The sequence below is a fragment of the Runella aurantiaca genome (genome assembly GCF_003339505.1).
Taxonomy (GTDB): domain Bacteria; phylum Bacteroidota; class Bacteroidia; order Cytophagales; family Spirosomataceae; genus Runella; species Runella aurantiaca.
Genome location: NZ_QPIW01000002.1, coordinates 361,246 through 381,456, shown reverse-complemented (window position 1 = coordinate 381,456; position 20,211 = coordinate 361,246). Strand labels below are relative to the sequence as shown.

18 protein-coding genes are annotated in these 20,211 nt (G+C 45.4%); 15 read left to right on the top strand and 3 right to left on the bottom strand.

Annotation, left to right across the window (positions count from 1 at the left end):
- Positions 1-74 precede the first annotated feature (74 nt).
- From DVG78_RS04740 to DVG78_RS04725, 4 genes are all read left to right on the top strand, one after another.
- Positions 75-2,444, top strand: coding sequence for a PSD1 and planctomycete cytochrome C domain-containing protein (locus tag DVG78_RS04740; RefSeq protein ID WP_229598132.1), 2,370 nt, complete (start codon positions 75-77; stop codon positions 2,442-2,444).
- A 49-nt stretch (positions 2,445-2,493) separates the two neighbouring features.
- On the top strand, positions 2,494-3,948 hold the full coding sequence (locus DVG78_RS04735; protein ID WP_114459895.1) for a DUF1501 domain-containing protein: 1,455 nt from the start codon (positions 2,494-2,496) through the stop codon (positions 3,946-3,948).
- 10 nt (positions 3,949-3,958) lie between these two features.
- On the top strand, positions 3,959-5,215 hold the full coding sequence (locus DVG78_RS04730) for an ApeA N-terminal domain 1-containing protein (protein WP_114459894.1): 1,257 nt from the start codon (positions 3,959-3,961) through the stop codon (positions 5,213-5,215).
- Positions 5,216-5,322: 107 nt separating this feature from the next.
- Complete coding sequence (locus tag DVG78_RS04725) at positions 5,323-7,467, top strand: chitobiase/beta-hexosaminidase C-terminal domain-containing protein (protein ID WP_114460049.1); 2,145 nt, start codon at positions 5,323-5,325, stop codon at positions 7,465-7,467.
- A 46-nt stretch (positions 7,468-7,513) separates the two neighbouring features.
- Here the strand turns inward: DVG78_RS04725 and DVG78_RS04720 are convergent, their stop codons facing one another.
- A complete protein-coding gene (locus tag DVG78_RS04720) occupies positions 7,514-7,936 on the bottom strand; it encodes a DUF2141 domain-containing protein (protein ID WP_114459893.1) in 423 nt (140 codons plus the stop codon).
- Between the two features lie 219 nt (positions 7,937-8,155).
- Here DVG78_RS04720 and DVG78_RS04715 point away from each other — a divergent pair, with 219 nt between their 5' ends.
- On the top strand, positions 8,156-9,619 hold the full coding sequence (locus tag DVG78_RS04715; protein WP_114459892.1) for an MFS transporter: 1,464 nt from the start codon (positions 8,156-8,158) through the stop codon (positions 9,617-9,619).
- Between the two features lie 70 nt (positions 9,620-9,689).
- On the opposite strand, the gene DVG78_RS04710 is transcribed toward DVG78_RS04715, so the two are convergent.
- On the bottom strand, positions 9,690-10,373 hold the full coding sequence (locus tag DVG78_RS04710; RefSeq protein ID WP_114459891.1) for a hypothetical protein: 684 nt from the start codon (positions 10,371-10,373) through the stop codon (positions 9,690-9,692).
- A 245-nt stretch (positions 10,374-10,618) separates the two neighbouring features.
- On the opposite strand from DVG78_RS04710, the gene DVG78_RS04700 reads away from it, so the two are divergent.
- From DVG78_RS04700 to DVG78_RS04665, 8 genes are all read left to right on the top strand, one after another.
- Positions 10,619-11,221 carry a YceD family protein gene (locus DVG78_RS04700; protein WP_114459889.1) on the top strand — a complete coding sequence of 201 codons (603 nt, stop codon included), beginning with the start codon at positions 10,619-10,621 and terminating at the stop codon, positions 11,219-11,221.
- Between the two features lie 52 nt (positions 11,222-11,273).
- Positions 11,274-11,465, top strand: a complete 192-nt coding sequence (rpmF, locus tag DVG78_RS04695; protein ID WP_114067282.1) for a 50S ribosomal protein L32 — start codon at positions 11,274-11,276, stop codon at positions 11,463-11,465.
- A gap of 150 nt (positions 11,466-11,615) precedes the next feature.
- Positions 11,616-12,554: a phosphate acyltransferase PlsX gene (plsX, locus tag DVG78_RS04690; RefSeq protein WP_114459888.1), complete on the top strand. Its 939-nt coding sequence runs from the start codon at positions 11,616-11,618 to the stop codon at positions 12,552-12,554.
- Between the two features lie 100 nt (positions 12,555-12,654).
- On the top strand, positions 12,655-13,644 hold the full coding sequence (locus DVG78_RS04685; protein ID WP_114459887.1) for a beta-ketoacyl-ACP synthase III: 990 nt from the start codon (positions 12,655-12,657) through the stop codon (positions 13,642-13,644).
- A 134-nt stretch (positions 13,645-13,778) separates the two neighbouring features.
- Positions 13,779-14,342 carry an elongation factor P gene (gene efp / locus DVG78_RS04680; RefSeq protein ID WP_114459886.1) on the top strand — a complete coding sequence of 188 codons (564 nt, stop codon included), beginning with the start codon at positions 13,779-13,781 and terminating at the stop codon, positions 14,340-14,342.
- A 76-nt stretch (positions 14,343-14,418) separates the two neighbouring features.
- Positions 14,419-14,892 carry an acetyl-CoA carboxylase biotin carboxyl carrier protein gene (gene accB, locus DVG78_RS04675; protein WP_114460048.1) on the top strand — a complete coding sequence of 158 codons (474 nt, stop codon included), beginning with the start codon at positions 14,419-14,421 and terminating at the stop codon, positions 14,890-14,892.
- Between the two features lie 121 nt (positions 14,893-15,013).
- Positions 15,014-16,357 (top strand): acetyl-CoA carboxylase biotin carboxylase subunit, encoded by a 1,344-nt coding sequence (accC, locus tag DVG78_RS04670; RefSeq protein WP_114459885.1) that lies wholly within the window; start codon positions 15,014-15,016, stop codon positions 16,355-16,357.
- Positions 16,358-16,651: 294 nt separating this feature from the next.
- Complete coding sequence (locus tag DVG78_RS04665) at positions 16,652-17,179, top strand: YciE/YciF ferroxidase family protein (RefSeq protein ID WP_114460047.1); 528 nt, start codon at positions 16,652-16,654, stop codon at positions 17,177-17,179.
- 110 nt (positions 17,180-17,289) lie between these two features.
- Here the strand turns inward: DVG78_RS04665 and DVG78_RS04660 are convergent, their stop codons facing one another.
- Positions 17,290-17,706, bottom strand: coding sequence for a GNAT family N-acetyltransferase (locus tag DVG78_RS04660; RefSeq protein ID WP_114459884.1), 417 nt, complete (start codon positions 17,704-17,706; stop codon positions 17,290-17,292).
- Positions 17,707-17,957: 251 nt separating this feature from the next.
- On the opposite strand from DVG78_RS04660, the gene DVG78_RS04655 reads away from it, so the two are divergent.
- Both DVG78_RS04655 and DVG78_RS04650 read left to right on the top strand, forming a co-directional pair.
- On the top strand, positions 17,958-18,380 hold the full coding sequence (locus DVG78_RS04655; protein WP_114067290.1) for an IS1/IS1595 family N-terminal zinc-binding domain-containing protein: 423 nt from the start codon (positions 17,958-17,960) through the stop codon (positions 18,378-18,380).
- A gap of 409 nt (positions 18,381-18,789) precedes the next feature.
- Positions 18,790-20,166 carry a porin gene (locus tag DVG78_RS04650; protein WP_114459883.1) on the top strand — a complete coding sequence of 459 codons (1,377 nt, stop codon included), beginning with the start codon at positions 18,790-18,792 and terminating at the stop codon, positions 20,164-20,166.
- The last annotated feature ends 45 nt before the right edge of the window (positions 20,167-20,211 follow it).

Here is a 20,211-nt window from a genome sequence, read left to right as displayed (position 1 = left end):
CAAGGAGTAGAAATTAGTTTTTAATATTTTTTAAAATATATTTGTACTTATTATAAACTGTTCCGATCCTTAACGTGAAAATATTTTCCTCGGCAAAGTCTTATTTGCTCAAAAACAGGCTTTTAATCGGTATTGTGGTTGCGTTAGCGTGCGTCACAACGGCTTGCTTTCTCAATCGGGGGGGCGCGGCAGCGGCGTCCATTCCTGACGAGGTGGACTACAATTACCACATTCGGCCGATTCTTTCTGACCGTTGCTTTAAATGCCACGGCCCCGACGCCAACAAACGCGAGGCCGATCTGCGTCTTGATACGGAAGCTGCGGCCTATGCCGCACTGAAAGACAATCCAAAGCAACACGCCATCGTGCCCGGCGACTTGGATAATTCGGCCGTTTGGCTCCGGATTACGACCAAGGACACGGCCGAACTGATGCCGCCGGTGGAATCTAACCTCAAGCTGACCGAGCACGAAATTGCCCTTATCGAAAAATGGATAAAACAAGGAGCCAAGTACAAGCCTCACTGGGCGTTTATCGCCCCCACCACGCCCAAGCTCCCCGAAGTAAGCGATGAAGCTTGGCCTAAAAACGAAATTGACCGTTTTACGCTGGCCAAAATGGACGAGAACGGCCTCTCTCCCAACGAAGAAGCCGATAAAGAACGCCTGCTCAAACGCGTAGCGCTTGACATTACGGGCCTGCCCCCTTCATTTGAATTACAAGAGCGTTTTTTGAAAGATAAATCCGAAAACGCCTACGAAAAAGTGGTGGATGGATTGCTGAAAAGTAAGCACTACGGTGAAAAAATGGCACTCCCGTGGCTCGATGCCGCTCGTTATGCCGACTCCCACGGCTATCAGGATGACGGTCTCCGCACAATGTGGCCGTGGCGCGATTGGGTCATTCATGCTTTCAACCAAAACTATGGATACGATAAATTTGTAACGTGGCAATTGGCAGGTGACCTGTTGGTCAAACAACAGGGCAAAAAAGCCGATGACCCCGCAGCCAAGGAAATGATGCTGGCCACGGGCTTTAACCGCAACCACAAAATAACGCAGGAAGGCGGTGTAATCGACGAGGAATATCGCATTGAGTACGTGACCGACCGGACCAACACTTACGGAAAAACGTTTTTGGCGCTCACCTACGAATGCGCCAAATGCCACGACCACAAGTACGATCCTATTTTGCAAAAAGATTATTACAGTGCCTTTGCATTTTTCAACCAAGTCCCCGAAAAAGGGCTTTTCGGCACCATTGACGCCAATTTTGCCGACCCGCCAAACATGAAAATTACGACAAAAGATGTCAAAGACATTCTGAAATTTGTGAATAAAACCGACACGGCAGCGGTATTGGTCATGGTGATGCAGGACAAAGATACCCTGCGCCCTACGCACATTTTGAACCGTGGGAATTATGACCAACTCGGCGATGTTGTCACGGCCAATATGCCTAATTTTATTCTTCCTTTTGATCCTAAAAAATACCCTCAAAACCGCCTCGGACTGGCCCAATGGATGCTGGACCCTAAAAATCCCCTGACCGCCCGTGTGTTTGTGAACCGGATGTGGCAGGAGTTTTTCGGACGGGGAATTGTCAAAACAGTTGGCGATTTTGGAATGCAGGGCGAGCTTCCTTCCCATCCGCAATTATTGGATTGGCTGGCGGTTGATTTCCGGACCCACGGCTGGGACATCAAGCGATTGGTCAAACAAATCGTACTCTCGGCCACGTATCGACAATCGTCTGCCATCACCAAAGACCATTTATCCAAAGACCCCGAGAATGTTTTCCTCGCCCGTGCCCCCAGAATGCGCCTACCCGCTGAGTTTGTGCGCGATTTAGTGCTGGCCAGCAGTGGCTTACTGAATCCTGAAATCGGTGGTCCGAGCGTCAAAACGTACCAACCGAAAGGGTTGTGGGAATCAGCAACTTCCGGGCGGGGCATCCTGAAAACCTACGTCCAAGACCACGGCGACAGCCTCTACCGACGAGGTATGTACGTCTTTATCAAACGTACGGTTCCGCCGCCGAACATGTTGATTTTTGACGCCAGCAACCGCGACCAATGTGAAGTCAAACGCTCCCGCACCAACACGCCGCTCCAAGCACTTCTGATGCTCAACGACCCCACCGTGTTGGAATCCGCAAGGGTTTTGGCCGAAAAACTGACGTTGGAAAAATCTTCAGTTGACGATAAAATCAGTAAAGCATTCCGCCAAATCGTCTGCCGTCAAGCCAAATCCAAGGAGTTGGATGTGATACGAAAGTATTTTGACGAAGAAAAAGCCGCGCTCGCCAAAGCCCCGCAAAAAGCCGCCAAATTGCTAAGCGTAGGTGAAGCACCTCAGGCCCGCATTCCCGACCGACCGTCGGTAGCGGCACTGATGCAAACGATTTTGATGGTGTATAATTTGGAAGAAGTTATCATGAAATAAGGGGTTTTTCGACAAAAACCTATGTTTCCTATCCCCCTATGTGGTTACAATGAAAAACGAATTTTTAGAAAACCGCTTTAACATAAATCGCCGGCATTTTTTGGGTAAAATGACCGCCGGCATCGGCAGCGTAGCCCTCGGCTCACTGCTCGTTCCCGATTTGTTCAAAGGCTCGGGCGACGACTCCGACGCCTTGCCCTTGGGTATTCCGCACTTTGCACCCAAAGCCAAACGCGTGATTTACCTATTCCAAAACGGCGCACCATCGCAATACGAAAGTTTTGAATACAAACCCATGCTCAACAAAATGGCTGGCCAAGAGCTCCCCGCTTCCATTCGCATGGGCCAACGCCTCACGGGCATGACCGCCAATCAGGCCAAATTCCCGTTGGTAGGTTCGCATTTTCAGTTTGCACAATACGGACAATCGGGCATGTGGATGAGTGAGTTGTTTCCCAACATCTCCAACATCGCCGACGACCTCTGCATGATTAAAACCATGAACACCGAGGCCATCAACCACGACCCGGCCCTCACGTTCATGCAAACAGGCGCCCAACAGGGCAACCGCCCAAGCATGGGCGCATGGGCAAGCTACGGACTGGGCAGCGAAAACAAAAACCTTCCTGCATTCTCGGTGTTGCTTTCGCGCGGCAAAGGCAATGGACAGGGCGTTTATTCCAAACTTTGGACCAACGGGTTTCTGGATTCTACCCACCAGGGCGTGGTATTCAGCAGCGGTGAAGAACCCATTTTATACCTCAACGACCCCGCCGGCACCGACCGCTCAGCCCGACGTAAGATGCTGGACAACCTTTCTGAATTGAATAACATGGCTTACGACGATTTTGGCGACCCCGAAATCAAGGCCAAAGTGCAGCAATACGAAATGGCCTACCGCATGCAAACGGCCGTGCCTGAACTCACCGACCTCAGCAAAGAGCCCGACCACATCATCAAAATGTACGGTCCGGAATGTCTGGTGCCGGGCACTTTTGCCGCAAACTGCCTTTTGGCCCGCAAGCTGTCGGAAGCAGGAGTTCGGTTTGTGCAGTTATACCATCAGGGATGGGATCAACACGGCAACATGGTGGGGGAAATGCCCCTTCAGGCCAAAGATACCGACCGCGCTTCGGCGGCGTTGATTACCGATTTGAAACAACGCGGCCTGCTCGACGAAACCTTGGTCATTTGGGGCGGAGAATTTGGCCGTACCAACTACAGCCAAGGCACGGCTACCAAAGACAATTACGGCCGCGATCATCATCCCCGCGCCTATTGCACCTTTATGGCCGGCGGCGGCGTCAAACCGGGCACCGTTTATGGCGAAACCGACGATTTTGGGTACAATATCGTTCGCGACCCGGTACACATCAACGATTTCCACGCCACCGTCATGCACCTCATGGGACTGAACCACGAAAAGCTGACCTACAAACACTTAGGCCGCCGCTACCGCCTGACGGATGTAGCCGGAAAAGTAATTCCGGGGCTGATTGCATAACGCTTGAGATATGAATGAAGAATTAGAGATTGACGTTTTGGGATTTTGGTGGATTCCAGAACATTCTGAAACCAAATGGCCCGGCCGTCTCACATTTTCAAAATCTGAAGGAGGAATTTTAGAGATTTTTCAGAATGAACAACATAAAGAATTTGAAAAGCACAAAACTTATCAAGCAATAAGAGGCTCTGCTAATGGTGAAGGTTTTACATTATATAGAGCAACACTATACAATAGTACCCAAAATCAGCCCAATGGCATCAGTTATTATAGATTAAAATCTGATACGATAGTGGCAGGGCAGTTCTGTCTTGAAAATGAAGAGGATTTTCAATTTAGTGAGTTAGGAGTAAAACTCAGCAATATAAATGAATGGTTTCGGCAATTGAAAGCCTATGAAGTTAAAGATGTTTCAGATAAAAACACTCTACTAAGTACTACTATTCAATACTCCTCTGAGGCAATAACATTTTCAATAAATGATTTATTGGAAGGACGTATTTCTACTGGATTTAATTTACATCATTCAATCAATGATTTTAATGCCAGCAAACAGCTCTGGTTTAATATTATCTCAAAGGATAAATCTTTGATTCCTTACGAGACTTTAATGAAGAAAATAAATTTTTTAAGGGTATTTTTTTCAGTTGTCTTGGGAGGTAAATGTGTTTATGAGCAACTAAGAATAGAACGTTCAGATTTAAAGAGCGTTTATAATATAGGAAGACTATATTCCAGAAATTCTTTTGGACCACCGTCAAAGGGATATGTTCTATTTGAATTGGAAGATTTAGAAAATAGGCTCGGTGAAGTTATTGAAAAATGGCTTCATATATGCGAAGAAATGCCAGAAGTAATCAACCTGCTCTATACAACTTACACAGCAAAACCCATATATGATTATCATTTCCGAGAGTCGTATATTGCTTTGGAGGGACTATATCATTGGAGGTTAGAAAAAGACACGCCTGAAAATGTCATATCACCTCTTGTTCAACCGTTTATGCACATCTCTAAATTTGGTGAAATAATAGGAGATTATAAAAAATGGTGGAAAGTGGCTAAAAATAATAGGCATTATCAAATGCATCTAAACAAAATAAAATATGCAAATGATATAGTAAGTACCTCTGATTTGGTAAAATTAATGCGAAAAATGGAGGCTATAATTTTATGTCATATCCTAAAAGAGTTAGGGTTTTCTGATGGCGAAATTAACCAAGTTTTTACCAAAGTTGAGAAACGATTTATTTTCAATTTCTTTTAGCCAACACAGTAGTGCCTGTGCTGATTCACCGTTGCAAGTCAGTGAAATTTAAAATGCAGTCGCTCGCGGGACGCGAGCGACTGCCTAAACCGACACTTTTTCCAAAAATGCCTCGTTTTCAAAACCTAACCTCTTACTTACTTTCGGCCATTCACGCCTTATTGGTGTTTTTATTGGTATTTCAGGACAAAGTCATCCTTCCGACGTGGTTGCAACCCGTGGGCCGAATGCACCCCATGCTGCTCCATTTGCCCATTGGCTTATTGATCTTGACGGGATTGCTGTGGATATTCAGAAATGAATTTGAAGGGGCAAATTTTAACAAATTGTTGGGCTTTATCCTGTCATTGACTGCCTTAACTGCTTCCTTAACTGCGTTGATGGGATTCTTTTTATCACGCGAAGAAGGCTACACCGCCGACTTGCTCAATTGGCACAAATACACGGGAATCGGCCTGAGTTTTCTGGCGTATGGCTTGGTTTTATTGCATCAACAATCCATTGAACGAAAAGCAATATTTAACGCAGTTTTGGCGCTTAGTGCGGTTGTTTTGGCCGTAACGGGGCATTTTGGGGCCAGCCTCACGCACGGCGAAGATTATCTATTTCCCGCCAAAGATGGCGACGCACCCCTTACCATCACCGACGACACCCCAGTGTTTGAAGCCGCCGTCCAACCCATTTTGAAGGCCAAATGCTTTCAATGCCATAATGAGCAAAAGACCAAAGGCGAACTGCTCATGACCACCGTGGCGGGCTTACTGAAAGGCGGCAAAAACGGCCCGATATGGGTAGCCGGCGACGCCCTCAACAGCCACATTATCCAACGCGCGAACCTGCCGCTCGACGATAAAAAGCACATGCCTCCCCGAGGAAAAGCCCAGCTGACCCCGCAAGAAATCGGTTTGCTGACGGCCTGGGTGCAGAGCGGAGCCGATGTCAAAAAGCCCATCAAAGCCTTGGCAGCCAACGACCCAATAAAAGCATTTTTGGAAAAAGGAGAAAGGAAAACGGAAAATGTAGCGGTTTACACTTTTGAACCGGCGTCTGAATCTACCCTCGAAAAACTCAACAATCCCTTCCGGGTGGTGTTTCCTCTGGCGCACAATTCACCCGCTTTGCAGGCTGATTTCTTTGTGCGTCAGGCGTATAAACCGGAGCAGTTGGGCGAGTTGTCGGACATCAAACAACAATTGGTGGTGCTGAATTTATCAAACATGCCCATCAAAGACGCGGATTTGGCGACCATTGCCAAATTTGAAAAGTTAGAAAAACTGAACTTGAATAATTCAGACATTACGGGCAAAACACTGTCGGCATTTAAGACGCTGACGGGCTTAAAATCCTTGTCATTGTCAGGTACAAAAGTGACTAAAGAGTCATTCAAAGACATCGGGAATCTGCCCAATCTTCAGGAAGTGTTTATCTGGAATACGCCCATTTCGGAGAAAGAACTGGTCGAATTGAAAAAACAACACCCTAAGATTCGCTTTGAATTGGGCTATGTTCCCAAAGAATCTGAAAAGTTAAAGCTCAATCCTCCAATGTTAGTCAATGAGAAGTTTGTGTTGGCCGAGCAAACGCCCGTTACCTTCAAACATCCCCTCAAAGGCGTCACGATTCGGTATACGATTGATGGCTCCGTCCCTGATTCTACCGCCTCATCGGTATACAAAAAACCGATTGCCCTCACCGGCTATACCGTGGTGAAAGCCCGCGCAACCAAAGACAACTGGTACGCCAGCGACGTGGTCGAGTACACGTTTTTCAAAGGAACCTATCGCCCTACCCTTGTTGAATTATTAAACGAACCCAACCCTCAGTACCAAGGCGAAGGCAGCAATACCCTCATCAATCAGAAAAAAGGCGAAGCCAGCGATTTTAAGAATCCTGCTTGGCTTGGCTACCGTGAAAAACCTTTTGAAGCACTGTTTACGTTTGCCCAACCTACGGGAGTCAAAGCAGTGACGCTGAGTATCGGCAAAAACATCGGCGGCTTTATTTTCCCGCCGGCTTCGGTCGAAGTATGGGGCGGCAGCGACAAAGCCCATTTGACCCTGTTGCAGAAAATTTTACCCGAACAACCGACCAAAGACCAGTCAGCTCGCATAGAAGCTATCCAGAGCCAATTGAAAGAAGGTAAATACAGCGTCATTAAAATTGTGGCACGGCCAGTAGCAAAACTTCCCGCATGGCATCCGGGCAAAGGACAACCCGCGTGGGTCTTTGTGGACGAGGTATTTTTCAATTGAAAAGAACAATCACGACCACCAAGGTTTCTGTCCAGTAAAAAACCGCCTAATTCAGCAGCTTTATTTTAAGGTGTGAAGTTCCGTTGCCTTTCACTTCAAAGGCGCAATCTTCAAAATTAGGACCCGTAAATACTGGACGATAGTTATTACTAAAACCAAAAGGCTCTTTGGGATAACCCACGAAGTTTTTGTCTAATTTCCAATTATCATTCATATCATGATACAACGCCAGCGCATAACGCCCGGGCGGTAAATTCATCACGGTACGGGTCTCTCCCTTGCCCGATACCGCCACCATTTGCCCAAAATCAGGCTTTGTGTACGTACTTCCAAACGTATTTCCTGCGCGAAATACGCCCAACCGCAAAGTGCCTTTCGGGTGGCGAATGTTGGTTATTTCAATGGTGAGGGCGGTTTCTTCGGCCGTCAAAAAAAGCGAGAACAAAGATATTAAGAGCAAAAACTTCATAAACAAGACTGAGTAATAGCTGAAAGAGAATACTGTATACGATTACTAAAGGCTATAGACAAGCGAAAATAACACAACCCCTAAGTAACAACTAGCGACTGCTTATTTTTATTACTTTCATCCAAATTTTTCTCGCTTAAATGTAAGTCATAAGATTTGCAATTAATGACGAAATGCCTATAATTGCATCACTGCTTTCGATTTAACTTAACCTATGTAATGAACGAAAAACCCAAATTAACCTTTTGGCAAATCTGGAACATGAGTTTCGGGTTTTTAGGGATTCAATATGGCTTCGGCTTACAACAAGCCAATATGAGTCCTATTTTCCGCTACCTCGGAGCCGACGAAGCGTCTATCCCTGGCCTTTGGCTTGCTGGACCGCTTACAGGCTTATTGCTCCAGCCCATCATTGGGGCCGTTTCCGACCGCAGTTGGTCCCCTACTTGGGGGCGACGTAGGCCATTTATCCTTGCTGGAGCGCTTTTGGGTAGCATTGCCATGATTCTGATGCCCAATTCTTCGGCGGTTTGGATGGCAGCGGGCCTGATGTGGATTCTCGACGCGGGCCTCAATTCTGCCATGGAACCTTTCCGGGCTTTTGTGGGTGATATGCTCAACGAAAAACAGCGTCCTGTTGGATTTGCGGTCCAATCCTTCTTTGTGGGTTTTGGACAAACCCTTGCCAACCTGATGCCTTATATTTTGCCGCTTTTGGGCATCTCAATGGTTCTATCCGACGACCAACTGGCCAACGGTATCCCCAACTCGGTTCGCTATCCATTTTATATAGGTGCGGCTTCTATTTTATTGGCGGTATTTTGGACAATGCGTACCACCAAAGAATACCCTCCCGAAAACGATGATTATAAAAAAGCGCACGTTTTCTCGGAAGAAGAAAAAAAATCCATTTCCTTTTGGCATTTAGCCTTAGCCGTGGGAGCCGCAGTTTTGGCCTTTGGCTTTGCTTACTTTTCGGGCGGCTTGGCCAACGGCCTCAAATGGGGCTTAGGTATTTTAATTGGCGGGTACTTGGTGTTGATGTTGCCCGTATTCAAAGAAATTTTGGCTCCACTTTCAACCATGCCTACGGTAATGCGTCAATTGTGGTGGGTAAAGTTTTTTACGTGGTATGGCCTACCGCTGATGTGGCAATACCTTTCATTGGCTACGGCCAAATACGCGTTCAACGCGCCCGATGCCGTTTCAAATCCAACAGGTTTTGAAGAAGGGACCAAATGGGGCGGGCTTTGTTTCGCCATGTTCAGCATTTCGTGCGCGATCGTTTCATTTTTTATCCCCCGGATTGCCAAAGCCGTCGGAAGCAACCGTGCCACCCACGCGCTGTTTATGTGCCTCGGCGCAGCGGGTTTTTTTATGACGCTGATTTCTAACGATAAGATGATTTATTTGGCAGGTATGACCATCATTGGGTTCATGTGGGGTTCCATTATGTCAATGCCATATCTGATGCTGGCCGAAGCCGTCCCACAAGAAAAAATGGGGGTATATATGGGCATATTCAACGGGTTCATCTGCGTTCCGCAGTTTATCGGAATGCTTACTGTACCGCTTTTCTATAAAACGTTATTAGGCGATGACCCTCGCAACGCCCTTGTGTTGGCAGGTGTTTGTATGCTGTTTGCCGCTGCTTCTTGTTTTTTGGTGAAAGAAGCAAAATAGTAGGCAGTTGGCAGTCTACAGTAGGCAGTAAAATTTATGCAATTTTTTACTGCCTACTGTAGACTGCCAACTATTTCTTGCTGAAATTATACCCCAACGTCAGGAAGAAAATCTGAGATTCTGTACCAGCGTAGGGCTTTGCGCCTCCTTCCGAAAAGCCCTGATTCAGGAAGTCATTTAAGTAATACTGCACTTTTAACCCAAATCCATTTTTAGCCTGAAATCCGACAAAAACGGCAGGCATAAACGCGTTGGTACGATTGCTGAACCATTCGTTAAATTTATCGACCTTCTCGCCGTTGATAAAGTCTTTTTGTTTGTAATTGATGGCAAAACCCGCTTCGGCTCCCCCATACACGTAGAAATTACGCAAATCTCCGATTTTAATCCCCACCGGAATTCCCACCGCATACACCCGCTGTTTGGTTTTAAACTTATCGGTTTTAACCGTTCCTACAATCTCTTCTTCCGTAATCATTCCGATATTGGTCAGGTTCAATCCACCAAAAACCCCGAAATGATTTCCCAAGTCCAGATTGGCATTGGTGCCTAAGTTAAAAAACAGCGTAAAACGCGGAATACTTCCCACTTCTTTACCGTTGCGGGTTACTTGCGAAAACGACAAAAGAGCACCGTTTCCTCCCTGCGTGTAATAAATCTTCGACGATTTTTCTTTGGCTGAATCTTCAACGCCGTCCTGGGCAATGGCAGCTACGGAAGTCAAAAAGGCGATGGCAAAAATGATTGTTTTCATGGCTGTTGATTTTTTATGGTTAAGAATGATTTTCGTAAACAAGATGCAAGCTACTGGTCAAATGGTGACGGAATTGAGGATAAATGGGCAAAAAAAAGGACGAACGTTCCAAATTCTATTCTCGACGGTAAAGCAGTTTTATAGACTCCCTTTGAAAAATATTTTCCAGTCTTGGGGCCTCTTGAGCCCTAAAACCGCGTTTTTCGCTTTGTCGACATTAAAATCGAATATAAACTTTTTTAGATTTGCGATTTTTAATAAATACTCCTAACTTTGCAGCCCATTTTGATAGAGAAGTGAAAGCGCTAACACAGTACGACATAGGCATTTACGGTTTAAAAGACAAGCAGTATGTCTATAATTTTGAATCAGGTCACGAATTTTTCGAGGCACTGGAGCAAGAATTAATTGAAAATGGTCATTTTACAACACATTTGACCATCGACAAGTCTACTACGATGCTGATTCTTAATTTTAGCATTGCAGGAGTCGTTGAGTTGGTGTGTGACCGCAGTCTCGAAGTTTTTGAAGAGCCGATTGATTTAACCGAAAAGCTCATTTTAAAATTTGGAGACCACGATGAAATACTGGCCGAAGACATTGAGCTTATCCGTCACGAAACGGTTAAAATCAACGTTGCTCAGTACATTTTTGATTTCATCGCGCTTTCATTGCCCATGAAAAAACTTCACCCGCGCTTCAGAAATGAAGACACCGAAGATGAAGAAGAGGGGATTTTGGTGTACCAGTCGGGAGAAGAAAGCGAAACAAAAGCCGCTGATACCCCCGACAACGAAGCAATAGACCCGCGTTGGGCCGCTTTGCAAAAGTTAAAAGGAAAAGAATAAGCATTTTTTAGAGTAACTATAGATAACGAACAAACAATAAAGACATAAGGCAATGGCACATCCCAAACGAAGACATTCAAGCACTCGCCGCGACAAACGCCGTACACACGACGCAATCCAGGGTAAAGCACTTTCAACTGACCCAACAACGGGCGAAGTACATTTGATGCACCGTGCGCACGTATTTGAAGGAAATTTGGTTTACAAAGGCAAAGTTGTGGTAGAAGGCTACAAGCAAGTCTAATTCATAACTCTCTGTATGTGAAAGCATTTTATGGCAACTTATAGATAAAGTTGTTGTGAAATGCTTTTTTAGTATCGGTTATCTGCTATTTTTACAGCCTCATTTTGAGTATAACGATACCTTCTTGATACCCAATACCTCTAAAGAATAATGAAAATAGGAATAGACGCAATGGGAGGGGATTTTGCCCCCGATGCTATAATAGAAGGAGCCGTCAATGCAGCATCCCAATTACCCCCGGATATCCATATTGTATTGATTGGTAAGCAGGATGTAATCAATGCTTTACTGGAAAAGTATAATTATCAGGGTAACCAAATTGAAGTTGTCCATGCCGAAGAAGTCGTAGAAATGGGGGAGCATCCCACAAAAGCGCTCTCTCAGAAGCCCCATTCCAGTATCTCAATTGGATTTAAGTTATTAAAAGACAAACAATTAGATATTTTTTGCGGAGCAGGCAACACGGGTGCCATGCACGTAGGTGCACTCTTCAGTATCAAAGCAATTGAGGGAATCATCCGCCCAGCCATTGTAGGATTTGTTCCTCAGAAAAAAGGCGGACACGCCGTCATGCTCGATATTGGTGCCAATGCCGACTGCAAACCAGAAGTATTGGAGCAATTTGGCGTAATAGGCTCTATCTTCGCCCAGCAAACTTTCCAGATTGAACGCCCACGCGTGGCTTTAATGAATATCGGAGAAGAAGAACAAAAAGGCTCGGTAGTAGCGCAGGCCGCTCACCAACTTTTAAAAGACAATACCCGAATTCATTTTGTGGGCAACATGGAAGGCGGCGATATGTTTGACGACAAAGCCGACGTCATCGTCACCGACGGATTTACGGGAAATGCCCTTTTCAAGTTGGCCGAATCTTTCTACGATGTAGCCAAGGAGCGCGGTATTCAGGATGATTTTATTGATAAAATGAATTATGAATCAGTCGGCGGCAGCTCCATCATCGGAGTCAACGGCAACGTAATGATTGCACACGGAATATCCTCGGCCATCGCCATCAAAAATATGATTACCTGGGCGCGCAAACAAGTGGAATCACACGCCTACGTTCAGATTGCAAAAGCCCTAAGTTAAAACTGCGTTAGCTGTTACCAGTTCGCCGTGGTCCGAATTGAAAAAACGGACTTATGGATAACCGAGACCCAGATAACTAATAACTTTTACGAAGTAAAAAATGAGTCAAATTCGAGCTGCTATTACGGGGATACAAGGATACGTACCCGACTACATTTTGACCAATGCAGAATTGGAAAAAATGGTTGATACCAATGACGAATGGATAACCGCCCGCACAGGTATCAAAGAACGTCACATCCTCAAAGGAGAAGGCCTAGGCACTTCTCACATGGCAGCTGAAGCAGTTAAAGGTCTTTTGGCAAAGACCCACACTGCCCCAGAAGAAGTTGATTTACTGATCTGCGCAACCACAACGCCCGACTTTATCTTTCCAAGCACCGCCAATCTTATCTGCGACATGGTCGGTATCAAATCCATCGGGAGTTTTGATATTCAGGCGGCCTGTTCAGGCTTTGTGTACGCCCTGACGGTGGGCTCTCAGTTTATCGAAACAGGAAAATATAAGAAGGTTATCATAGTAGGCGCCGATAAAATGTCGGCCATCGTCGACTACACCGACCGTACTACCTGCGTACTTTTCGGTGATGGCGCGGGGGCTGTAATGCTCGAACCCAACACTGAAGGCTTTGGAATTATCGACAGTATTATTCGCTCCGACGGGGCTGGACAGCCCTTCCTGAACCAAAAAGCAGGAGGAAGCCGCTACCCACCCACCCACGAAACCATCGATAAACGCTGGCACTATGCGTACCAAGATGGTCCTTCGGTATTTAAATTTGCCGTCACCAATATGGCCGACGTTGCCGCTGAAATCATGGAGCGCAATCACCTCACGGGCGACGATGTGGCGTGGCTAGTACCGCATCAGGCCAACAAACGTATCATTTCTGCCACCGCCAATCGGATGAAAGTAGGAATGGACAAAGTAATGCTTAATATTCAAAAATACGGCAACACCACCGCCGCTACCATCCCGCTTTGTTTGTGGGATTACGAATCTCAACTCAACAAAGGCGACAACCTGATTTTGGCCGCTTTTGGGGGCGGGTTCACGTGGGGCTCAGTGTATGTCAAATGGGGCTACTAAGCTTTCCAGCAGCTCTTTAATATTTTTTTATCAACCTATATTTTGCAAATAATCGTCAGTTTTAAGGGTTCTTAATGTAGTTTTAGTCGCTTTACCAATCAACTACTCAACCGAAAACTGTAACTCAAAAAAGTATGGCAACAACCGCAGACATCCGTAATGGATTGGTCATTAACTTCAACAACGATTTATTCCAAGTGATTGAATTTCAACACGTAAAACCTGGCAAAGGCGCGGCTTTCGTACGCACGAAAATCAAAAGCCTTACCACTGGAAAAGTGTTGGACAACACCTTCAACTCAGGAGTAGCTATTTATCCAGTTCGTGTAGAACGCCGCTCTTTCCAGTACTTGTACAAAGATGAAACTGGTTATAATTTCATGGACAATGAAACATTTGACCAAATCTCTATCTCAGAAAAACTTCTTACAGCGGCTGATTTGCTGAAAGAAGGCCAAGTCGTTGAAGTACTCATTAATACCGAAAACGAAACTCCGCTCACCTGCGAATTACCCTCTTTTGTGGAACTTGTCGTCACCTACGCCGAGCCAGGCATCAAAGGGGATACTGCCAATAACCCCCGCAAGGCCGTTGAAGTTGAAACAGGAGCCCGTATTATGGTGCCTATGTTTATCGAAGAAGGAGACAAACTCCGCATCGATACCCGCACTTACGATTATGTAGAACGCGTAAAATAATTCCTACTGATTGTAGCCCATCATGGATGGCATGGCGCTAAAAAATAGTGACGACTGCGTAATAACCACTAAAAAAATGGAAATCAAAGACATTCAAAAATTGTTGGACTTCATCGCTAATTCTGGCTTGGATGAAGTCAATATCGAAACTGGAGAATTTAAGGTAAGTGTAAAGAAAAATGCGGCAGCTACGTACGTAACGGCCGCCCCTGCTCCCGTGGCAGCAGCGCCCGTAGCGGCTCCTCAGACCGCGGCTCCTGCCGCCCAGCCTGCCGCCGCCCCTGCTGCTCCCAAGGCCGATGATTCAAAGTACCTGACCATTAAATCACCAATGATTGGTACTTTCTACCGCTCAGGTGGCCCAGACAAACCTTCATTTGTAGAAATCGGCGACGACGTTACGACGGGCAAAGTAGTTTGCATCGTTGAAGCCATGAAACTCTTCAACGAAATCGAGTCGGAAGTGTCGGGCCGGATCGTGAAAGTATTGGTTGAAAATGCAACTCCCGTTGAATACGACCAGCCTTTGTTCTTGGTAGAACCCATTTAAATCGTCGGAGTTAATCAAGTTTTGGTCGTGAAATATCGGGAACAATCAAGTTTTGATTGAAAAGCTACCTGATTCTAGGCCAATCCCCTGATTACCAATGACTACTCAATGACTCAAAAATATGTTTAAAAAAATACTTATTGCCAATCGCGGGGAAATCGCCTTACGGGTGATTCGTACCTGCCGCGAAATGGGAATTCAGACCGTGGCGGTGTACTCAACAGCCGACCGTGAAAGTCTGCACGTACGTTTTGCCGACGAAGCGGTTTGTATTGGACCTCCTGCGAGCCGTCAGTCCTACCTGAATATTCCAAACATCATTTCGGCCGCCGAAATCACCAACGCCGACGCCATTCACCCCGGCTACGGGTTTTTGTCGGAGAATGCGGAGTTTTCTCGGATTTGTGCCGATTACGGTATCAAATTCATCGGAGCCACGGCCGAGCAGATTAATTTCATGGGTGACAAAGCTACCGCTAAAGCAACCATGAGAGCTGCGGGCGTGCCCGTGATTCCAGGATCAGAAGGGCTACTTGACTCGGTAGAACAAGGCAAAGAATTGGCCAAAGGAATTGGCTACCCCGTCATTGTGAAAGCAACCGCGGGGGGCGGTGGACGCGGAATGCGCATCATCAAAGAAGAAAGTGAGTTTCAGAAAGCGTGGGATGACGCCAAAATGGAATCAGGCGCGGCTTTCGGCAACGACGGCCTTTACCTCGAAAAATTTGTAGAAGAACCCCGCCACATTGAAATTCAAGTGGTAGGCGACCAATACGGCAAAGTATGCCACCTTTCGGAGCGCGATTGCTCGATTCAGCGTCGCCACCAAAAACTGGTTGAAGAAACACCTTCTCCCGTCGTTACACCCGAACTTCGGGAGCGCATGGGGCAAGCCGCCATCAAAGGCGCTTCGGCCATCAATTACGAAGGTGCAGGAACCATTGAATTTTTGGTCGACAAATACGGTGAATTCTACTTCATGGAAATGAATACCCGGATTCAAGTAGAACACCCGATTACGGAAGAAGTAACCAACTTTGACCTCATCAAGGAACAAATCAAAGTGGCAGCTGGTGAGCCGATTTCGGGACAAAACTACACCCCACAGCGCTACGCAATGGAGTGCCGTATCAACGCAGAAGACCCCGCCAACGGATTCCGCCCAAGCCCCGGCAAGATTACGCAATTGCACTTCCCGGGCGGTCACGGCGTTCGTATCGATAGCCACGTGTATGCCGGCTACACCATTCCTCCCAATTATGACTCCATGATTGCGAAGATTATCGTAAGCGGTCAATCACGTGAAGAAGTGATGACCCGCATGAAACGGGCTTTGCAGGAATGCGTCATTGAAGGCATAAAAACCACGATTCCTTTCCATATTCGCCTCATGGACGACCCCGGATTTAAATCAGGGATATTTACGACCAAATACTTAGAGTCCTTTGATTTTGGGGGATTGTAAAGTATAAATGAATAACCGAAAAATGTAAAACTGATAAATGTAAAATAAGGAGAATACAGTCTACATCAAGCTGTAAATCAGTTTTTCATTTCTCGACATTTCTTCAGAAGCGGGCTTTCAAAAGCTCGCTTTTTTTGTTTCAGCTTTCCCAAAAGTGTGCCTTTTTGGGAAGCTCTTTCTTGGACTAATGCACAATTTGAGGTTGTTATTTCCCAAGAAACCCTGTCTTTGAATTCGCATGATTTTTTTATCATTTCGGTCATAACTTATCATTTAACTTTAACAAACAAGGTTATGAAAAAGCAACAAATCACCGAAGAGATGAAGCAATCGCCGCTTCATCAATTGTTTTTGGAAGAAATCAAAGACATTTATTGGGCCGAAAATCATTTGCTGAAAGCCCTACCAAAAATGGCCGAAGCCAGTACTTCAACCGAACTTAGGAAGGCATTTGAAGGTCACTTGGCCGTTACGCAAACCCACGTAGAACGTTTGAAAATGGTTTTTGAATCATTGGACGAAAAACCTGAAACCAAAACCTGTGAAGCCCTTAAAGGACTAATCAGAGAAGCCAACGAAATCATTGACGATACAGAAGACGGAACCATGGTGCGGGATTGCGGCCTGATTTTGGCAGCCCAAAAAGTTGAGCATTACGAAATCTCAACTTACGGTACCTTGCGTACTTTGGCCGCTATTATGGGTCATACGGAAGTGCAGGCGCTTTTACAGGCTACGTTGGACGAAGAACACTCGGCCGACGATGAGCTAACACAAGTGGCAATGTCATTTGTCAACGAAGAAGCCATGTCCGAAAAATAACTTAACAGATTCTTATTGAAGAACTTAGCAAAAAAGAAGAAGGGTTCACCTTTTGCTTTTTTGCTAAGTTAAACCCATTTATACTACTCAGATTTGCTCAGCATAAGGCATCATTTTAGTTCTTCTACGGTATCTATAAAATAACAATGCGGATGGTGTTTCATGCCGATTTTTGGATAATACTCAACCGCTTTGGGAGCCGATAGCAGAATGAGTTTGGCACGGGGCGCGGCCAGTTTAGTTTGCCGAATCAATTCCTTGCCGATGCCCTGTTTTTGATACGCTTCGTCCACCGCCAAATCTGACAGATAGGTACAAAAAGCAAAGTCAGTAATGGCCCTCGATACGCCAATGAGCACGCCATTGTCGCGCGCCGTCACCAACAAATTGGCATTTTTGAGCATATCTGCTATCCGCTCAGTATCCTCTACGGGGCGACGCTCCCCTAAGGTTGAGCGATTGAGCACTGCTATAAATTCCTCAACGGGCAACTGATTTTCTACTTGATAATTGATTGAAAATGACATGTAAGGTCTTATTTTAGGCTCCAACAGAACAGGCAACAATTATCCACACTTTTCGGCAATTTTCAGCATAAAGCTACAAAAAACTGTTCTTTTGCCCCGAATATCACCAAGCCCAAAGGCTATCTATCCAAAATTAGCACATCCACCCCAAAAATGATCAAAAGCATTTTTTCATAGAACGGGGCAATTTAGATTTGGTAAATTACTATAGCGAAATACCTTTTTTCACCCGACTAAACCTTCTCTCATCAATGGCTGCAACCTTGAAATGCCCCAAATGCGATAGCCTAGAAACTGTCAAAAACGGAATTATTAAAAACCGCCAACGGTTTCGGTGCAAAAAATGCGACTACAATTTTACCGTCGACAAACTCGGCAAAGGCATTAGTTCATATTACGTCATCAAAGCCCTTCAGCTGTATATTGAAGGGGTGAGTTTCCGCGAAATCGAGCGTTTGTTGGGGGTCAGTCACGTGTCGGTCATGAACTGGGTCAAAAAATACCAAATCAAAATGCCCGACCGAATCACGCATCATGCCACATACAAAGTGATGAGTCATAAGGAATTGGCGGAGTTTTATGCCGACCGCAAAAACCTCGAAGGAACGGGTATGATTGTGACCGAATTGGGGGATAAATTTATGATGATTAAATGGGAACGTTTTAAAGATTAAGACTCGGAAGAGTTCATTTTAGTCAAACGCTACGTTGCATTCTCCCCTATTTCTCCTATTTATTGCTAATATAATATACTTTTGCTAAATTACTATAGGCACTTTTCGGGGTGCCTATTCCTATTTTGTGCCCCTTTATACTTCAATCTGCACCAAAATACCCTATAATATTCTGCTTTTTTCTTCAATTACCACAGAATATTCAGACTTGGGCACCATTATTAATATAAAATAAGGCAAATCGGGTGTTTTATTAGCCTTTACCTACACTAATTGACCAAAGCTATATCAATATTTTTTTTATTTATTGTATTTTATGGTGTTTTGAATCACGATTGCAGCCCAAGGCGCCGGGGCTTCGATTGCAAAGCAGTCCGAATTTTTCGAAACCTCCTCCTCTTAACCGACAATGAAAAAGTTATCTTTAGTATTGATTTTTGCTGCAAGCTACGCCCATAGCTTTGCCCAAGGCTCTACGGATTATGGTTCAGGAATGAAATTTAATATCAATCCTGAAGGCACTAAATACGTGCGTTTGATTACTTGGAGTCAGATATGGGCTAGGTCTGTACAGAACAATCCCGGTACATTGGTCAACGGAACACCCCAAGATAAAACGTTTGATGTGGGTGGTCGGCGCTTACGGATGTTAGCCATGGCCCAAGTCAGCGCCCGATTTATGGTATTGGCTCATTTTGGTGTCAACAATCAGTCTTTTCTCAATGGCGGTGCCGCGGGCACTTCTGGAACGGGTGGGTATGGTGCTGGCAAAAAACCAGGGCTATTTTTCCATGATTTTTGGAGTGAATACACCGTCATCCCCGCCATCAATGCCGAGACAAAGAAACCCAACAAATTTACGATGAATATCGGGGCTGGACTCCACTACGTAATGGGGGTTTCAAGAATGACCATGTCGAGCACCCTTAATTATTTGGCCGTTGATGCGCCCATATTCAACTGGGCACTTATTGAAAACAGCGATCAATTTGCCCGCCAATATGGCATCTTTGCCAAAGGAAAAGCGGGAAAGTTTGAGTATCGTTTGGCATTAAACAAACCGTTTGCCACCAACGGAACGGCCACCGAAGGCCTCGCCGTTGACAACAATGGCCAGAGTAAAGCCGCGCTGGCAGGCTATTTAGAATATGAATTTTTTGACCGGGAATCAAATACCCTTCCTTTCAAAGTGGGCACCTACGTAGGCACCAAAAAGGTGTTTAACGTGGGAGCAGGGTTTTATTCTCAAAAAGAAGGAACACAAAGCCTGAAAAATGGAATTGTACAAAAACATTCAATAAACTTGTTTGCATTGGATGCATTTCTGGATATGCCTATCGGCAGAAAAGAGAAAAATGCGGCCATTACGATGTACAGCGGCTATTTTAATTACAATTTTGGTCCCAACTACCTCCGCAACCTCGGCATCATGAATATTGGCACGATTGACCCTAAGTTTAGCGATAAAAAAGCATTAGCAGGCGCAGGAAACGCCCGCCCAATGATAGGAACGGGTTCAATTTTCTATACACAGGCGGGAATTTTATTGCCCAAAACCAGCGATAAACCCAAAATCCGCGTTCAGCCATTTGCCGCTTATACCTCTAAGAAGTTTGAAGCCCTCAGTAAAACAGGCAGCTACTTTGACCTTGGCAGCAACTTTTTCATCGACGGGCACCACGCAAAAATTACTTTACAGTACTCAACTCGCCCCATCTACACCGCCAAAGATGTAATAGATGGCAACAAAGGCGAGTTTATCGTTCAATTCCAAACGTATCTTTGAGTTTAGTTAAGTAAAACCCTCCTCCGAAACCCTTATATTTTCTCT

What these genes read in the sequence shown, in the direction of transcription:
- DVG78_RS04735 (WP_114459895.1), top strand. Translation starts at nt 2,494, where the DNA reads ATGAAAAACGAATTTTTAGAAAACCGCTTTAACATAAATCGCCGGCAT.
- DVG78_RS04730 (WP_114459894.1), top strand. Translation starts at nt 3,959, where the DNA reads ATGAATGAAGAATTAGAGATTGACGTTTTGGGATTTTGGTGGATTCCA.
- DVG78_RS04725 (WP_114460049.1), top strand. Translation starts at nt 5,323, where the DNA reads ATGCCTCGTTTTCAAAACCTAACCTCTTACTTACTTTCGGCCATTCAC.
- DVG78_RS04720 (WP_114459893.1), bottom strand. Translation starts at nt 7,936, where the DNA reads ATGAAGTTTTTGCTCTTAATATCTTTGTTCTCGCTTTTTTTGACGGCC.
- DVG78_RS04715 (WP_114459892.1), top strand. Translation starts at nt 8,156, where the DNA reads ATGAACGAAAAACCCAAATTAACCTTTTGGCAAATCTGGAACATGAGT.
- DVG78_RS04710 (WP_114459891.1), bottom strand. Translation starts at nt 10,373, where the DNA reads ATGAAAACAATCATTTTTGCCATCGCCTTTTTGACTTCCGTAGCTGCC.
- rpmF (WP_114067282.1), top strand. Translation starts at nt 11,274, where the DNA reads ATGGCACATCCCAAACGAAGACATTCAAGCACTCGCCGCGACAAACGC.
- plsX (WP_114459888.1), top strand. Translation starts at nt 11,616, where the DNA reads ATGAAAATAGGAATAGACGCAATGGGAGGGGATTTTGCCCCCGATGCT.
- DVG78_RS04685 (WP_114459887.1), top strand. Translation starts at nt 12,655, where the DNA reads ATGAGTCAAATTCGAGCTGCTATTACGGGGATACAAGGATACGTACCC.
- efp (WP_114459886.1), top strand. Translation starts at nt 13,779, where the DNA reads ATGGCAACAACCGCAGACATCCGTAATGGATTGGTCATTAACTTCAAC.
- accB (WP_114460048.1), top strand. Translation starts at nt 14,419, where the DNA reads ATGGAAATCAAAGACATTCAAAAATTGTTGGACTTCATCGCTAATTCT.
- accC (WP_114459885.1), top strand. Translation starts at nt 15,014, where the DNA reads ATGTTTAAAAAAATACTTATTGCCAATCGCGGGGAAATCGCCTTACGG.
- DVG78_RS04665 (WP_114460047.1), top strand. Translation starts at nt 16,652, where the DNA reads ATGAAAAAGCAACAAATCACCGAAGAGATGAAGCAATCGCCGCTTCAT.
- DVG78_RS04660 (WP_114459884.1), bottom strand. Translation starts at nt 17,706, where the DNA reads ATGTCATTTTCAATCAATTATCAAGTAGAAAATCAGTTGCCCGTTGAG.
- DVG78_RS04655 (WP_114067290.1), top strand. Translation starts at nt 17,958, where the DNA reads ATGGCTGCAACCTTGAAATGCCCCAAATGCGATAGCCTAGAAACTGTC.
- DVG78_RS04650 (WP_114459883.1), top strand. Translation starts at nt 18,790, where the DNA reads ATGAAAAAGTTATCTTTAGTATTGATTTTTGCTGCAAGCTACGCCCAT.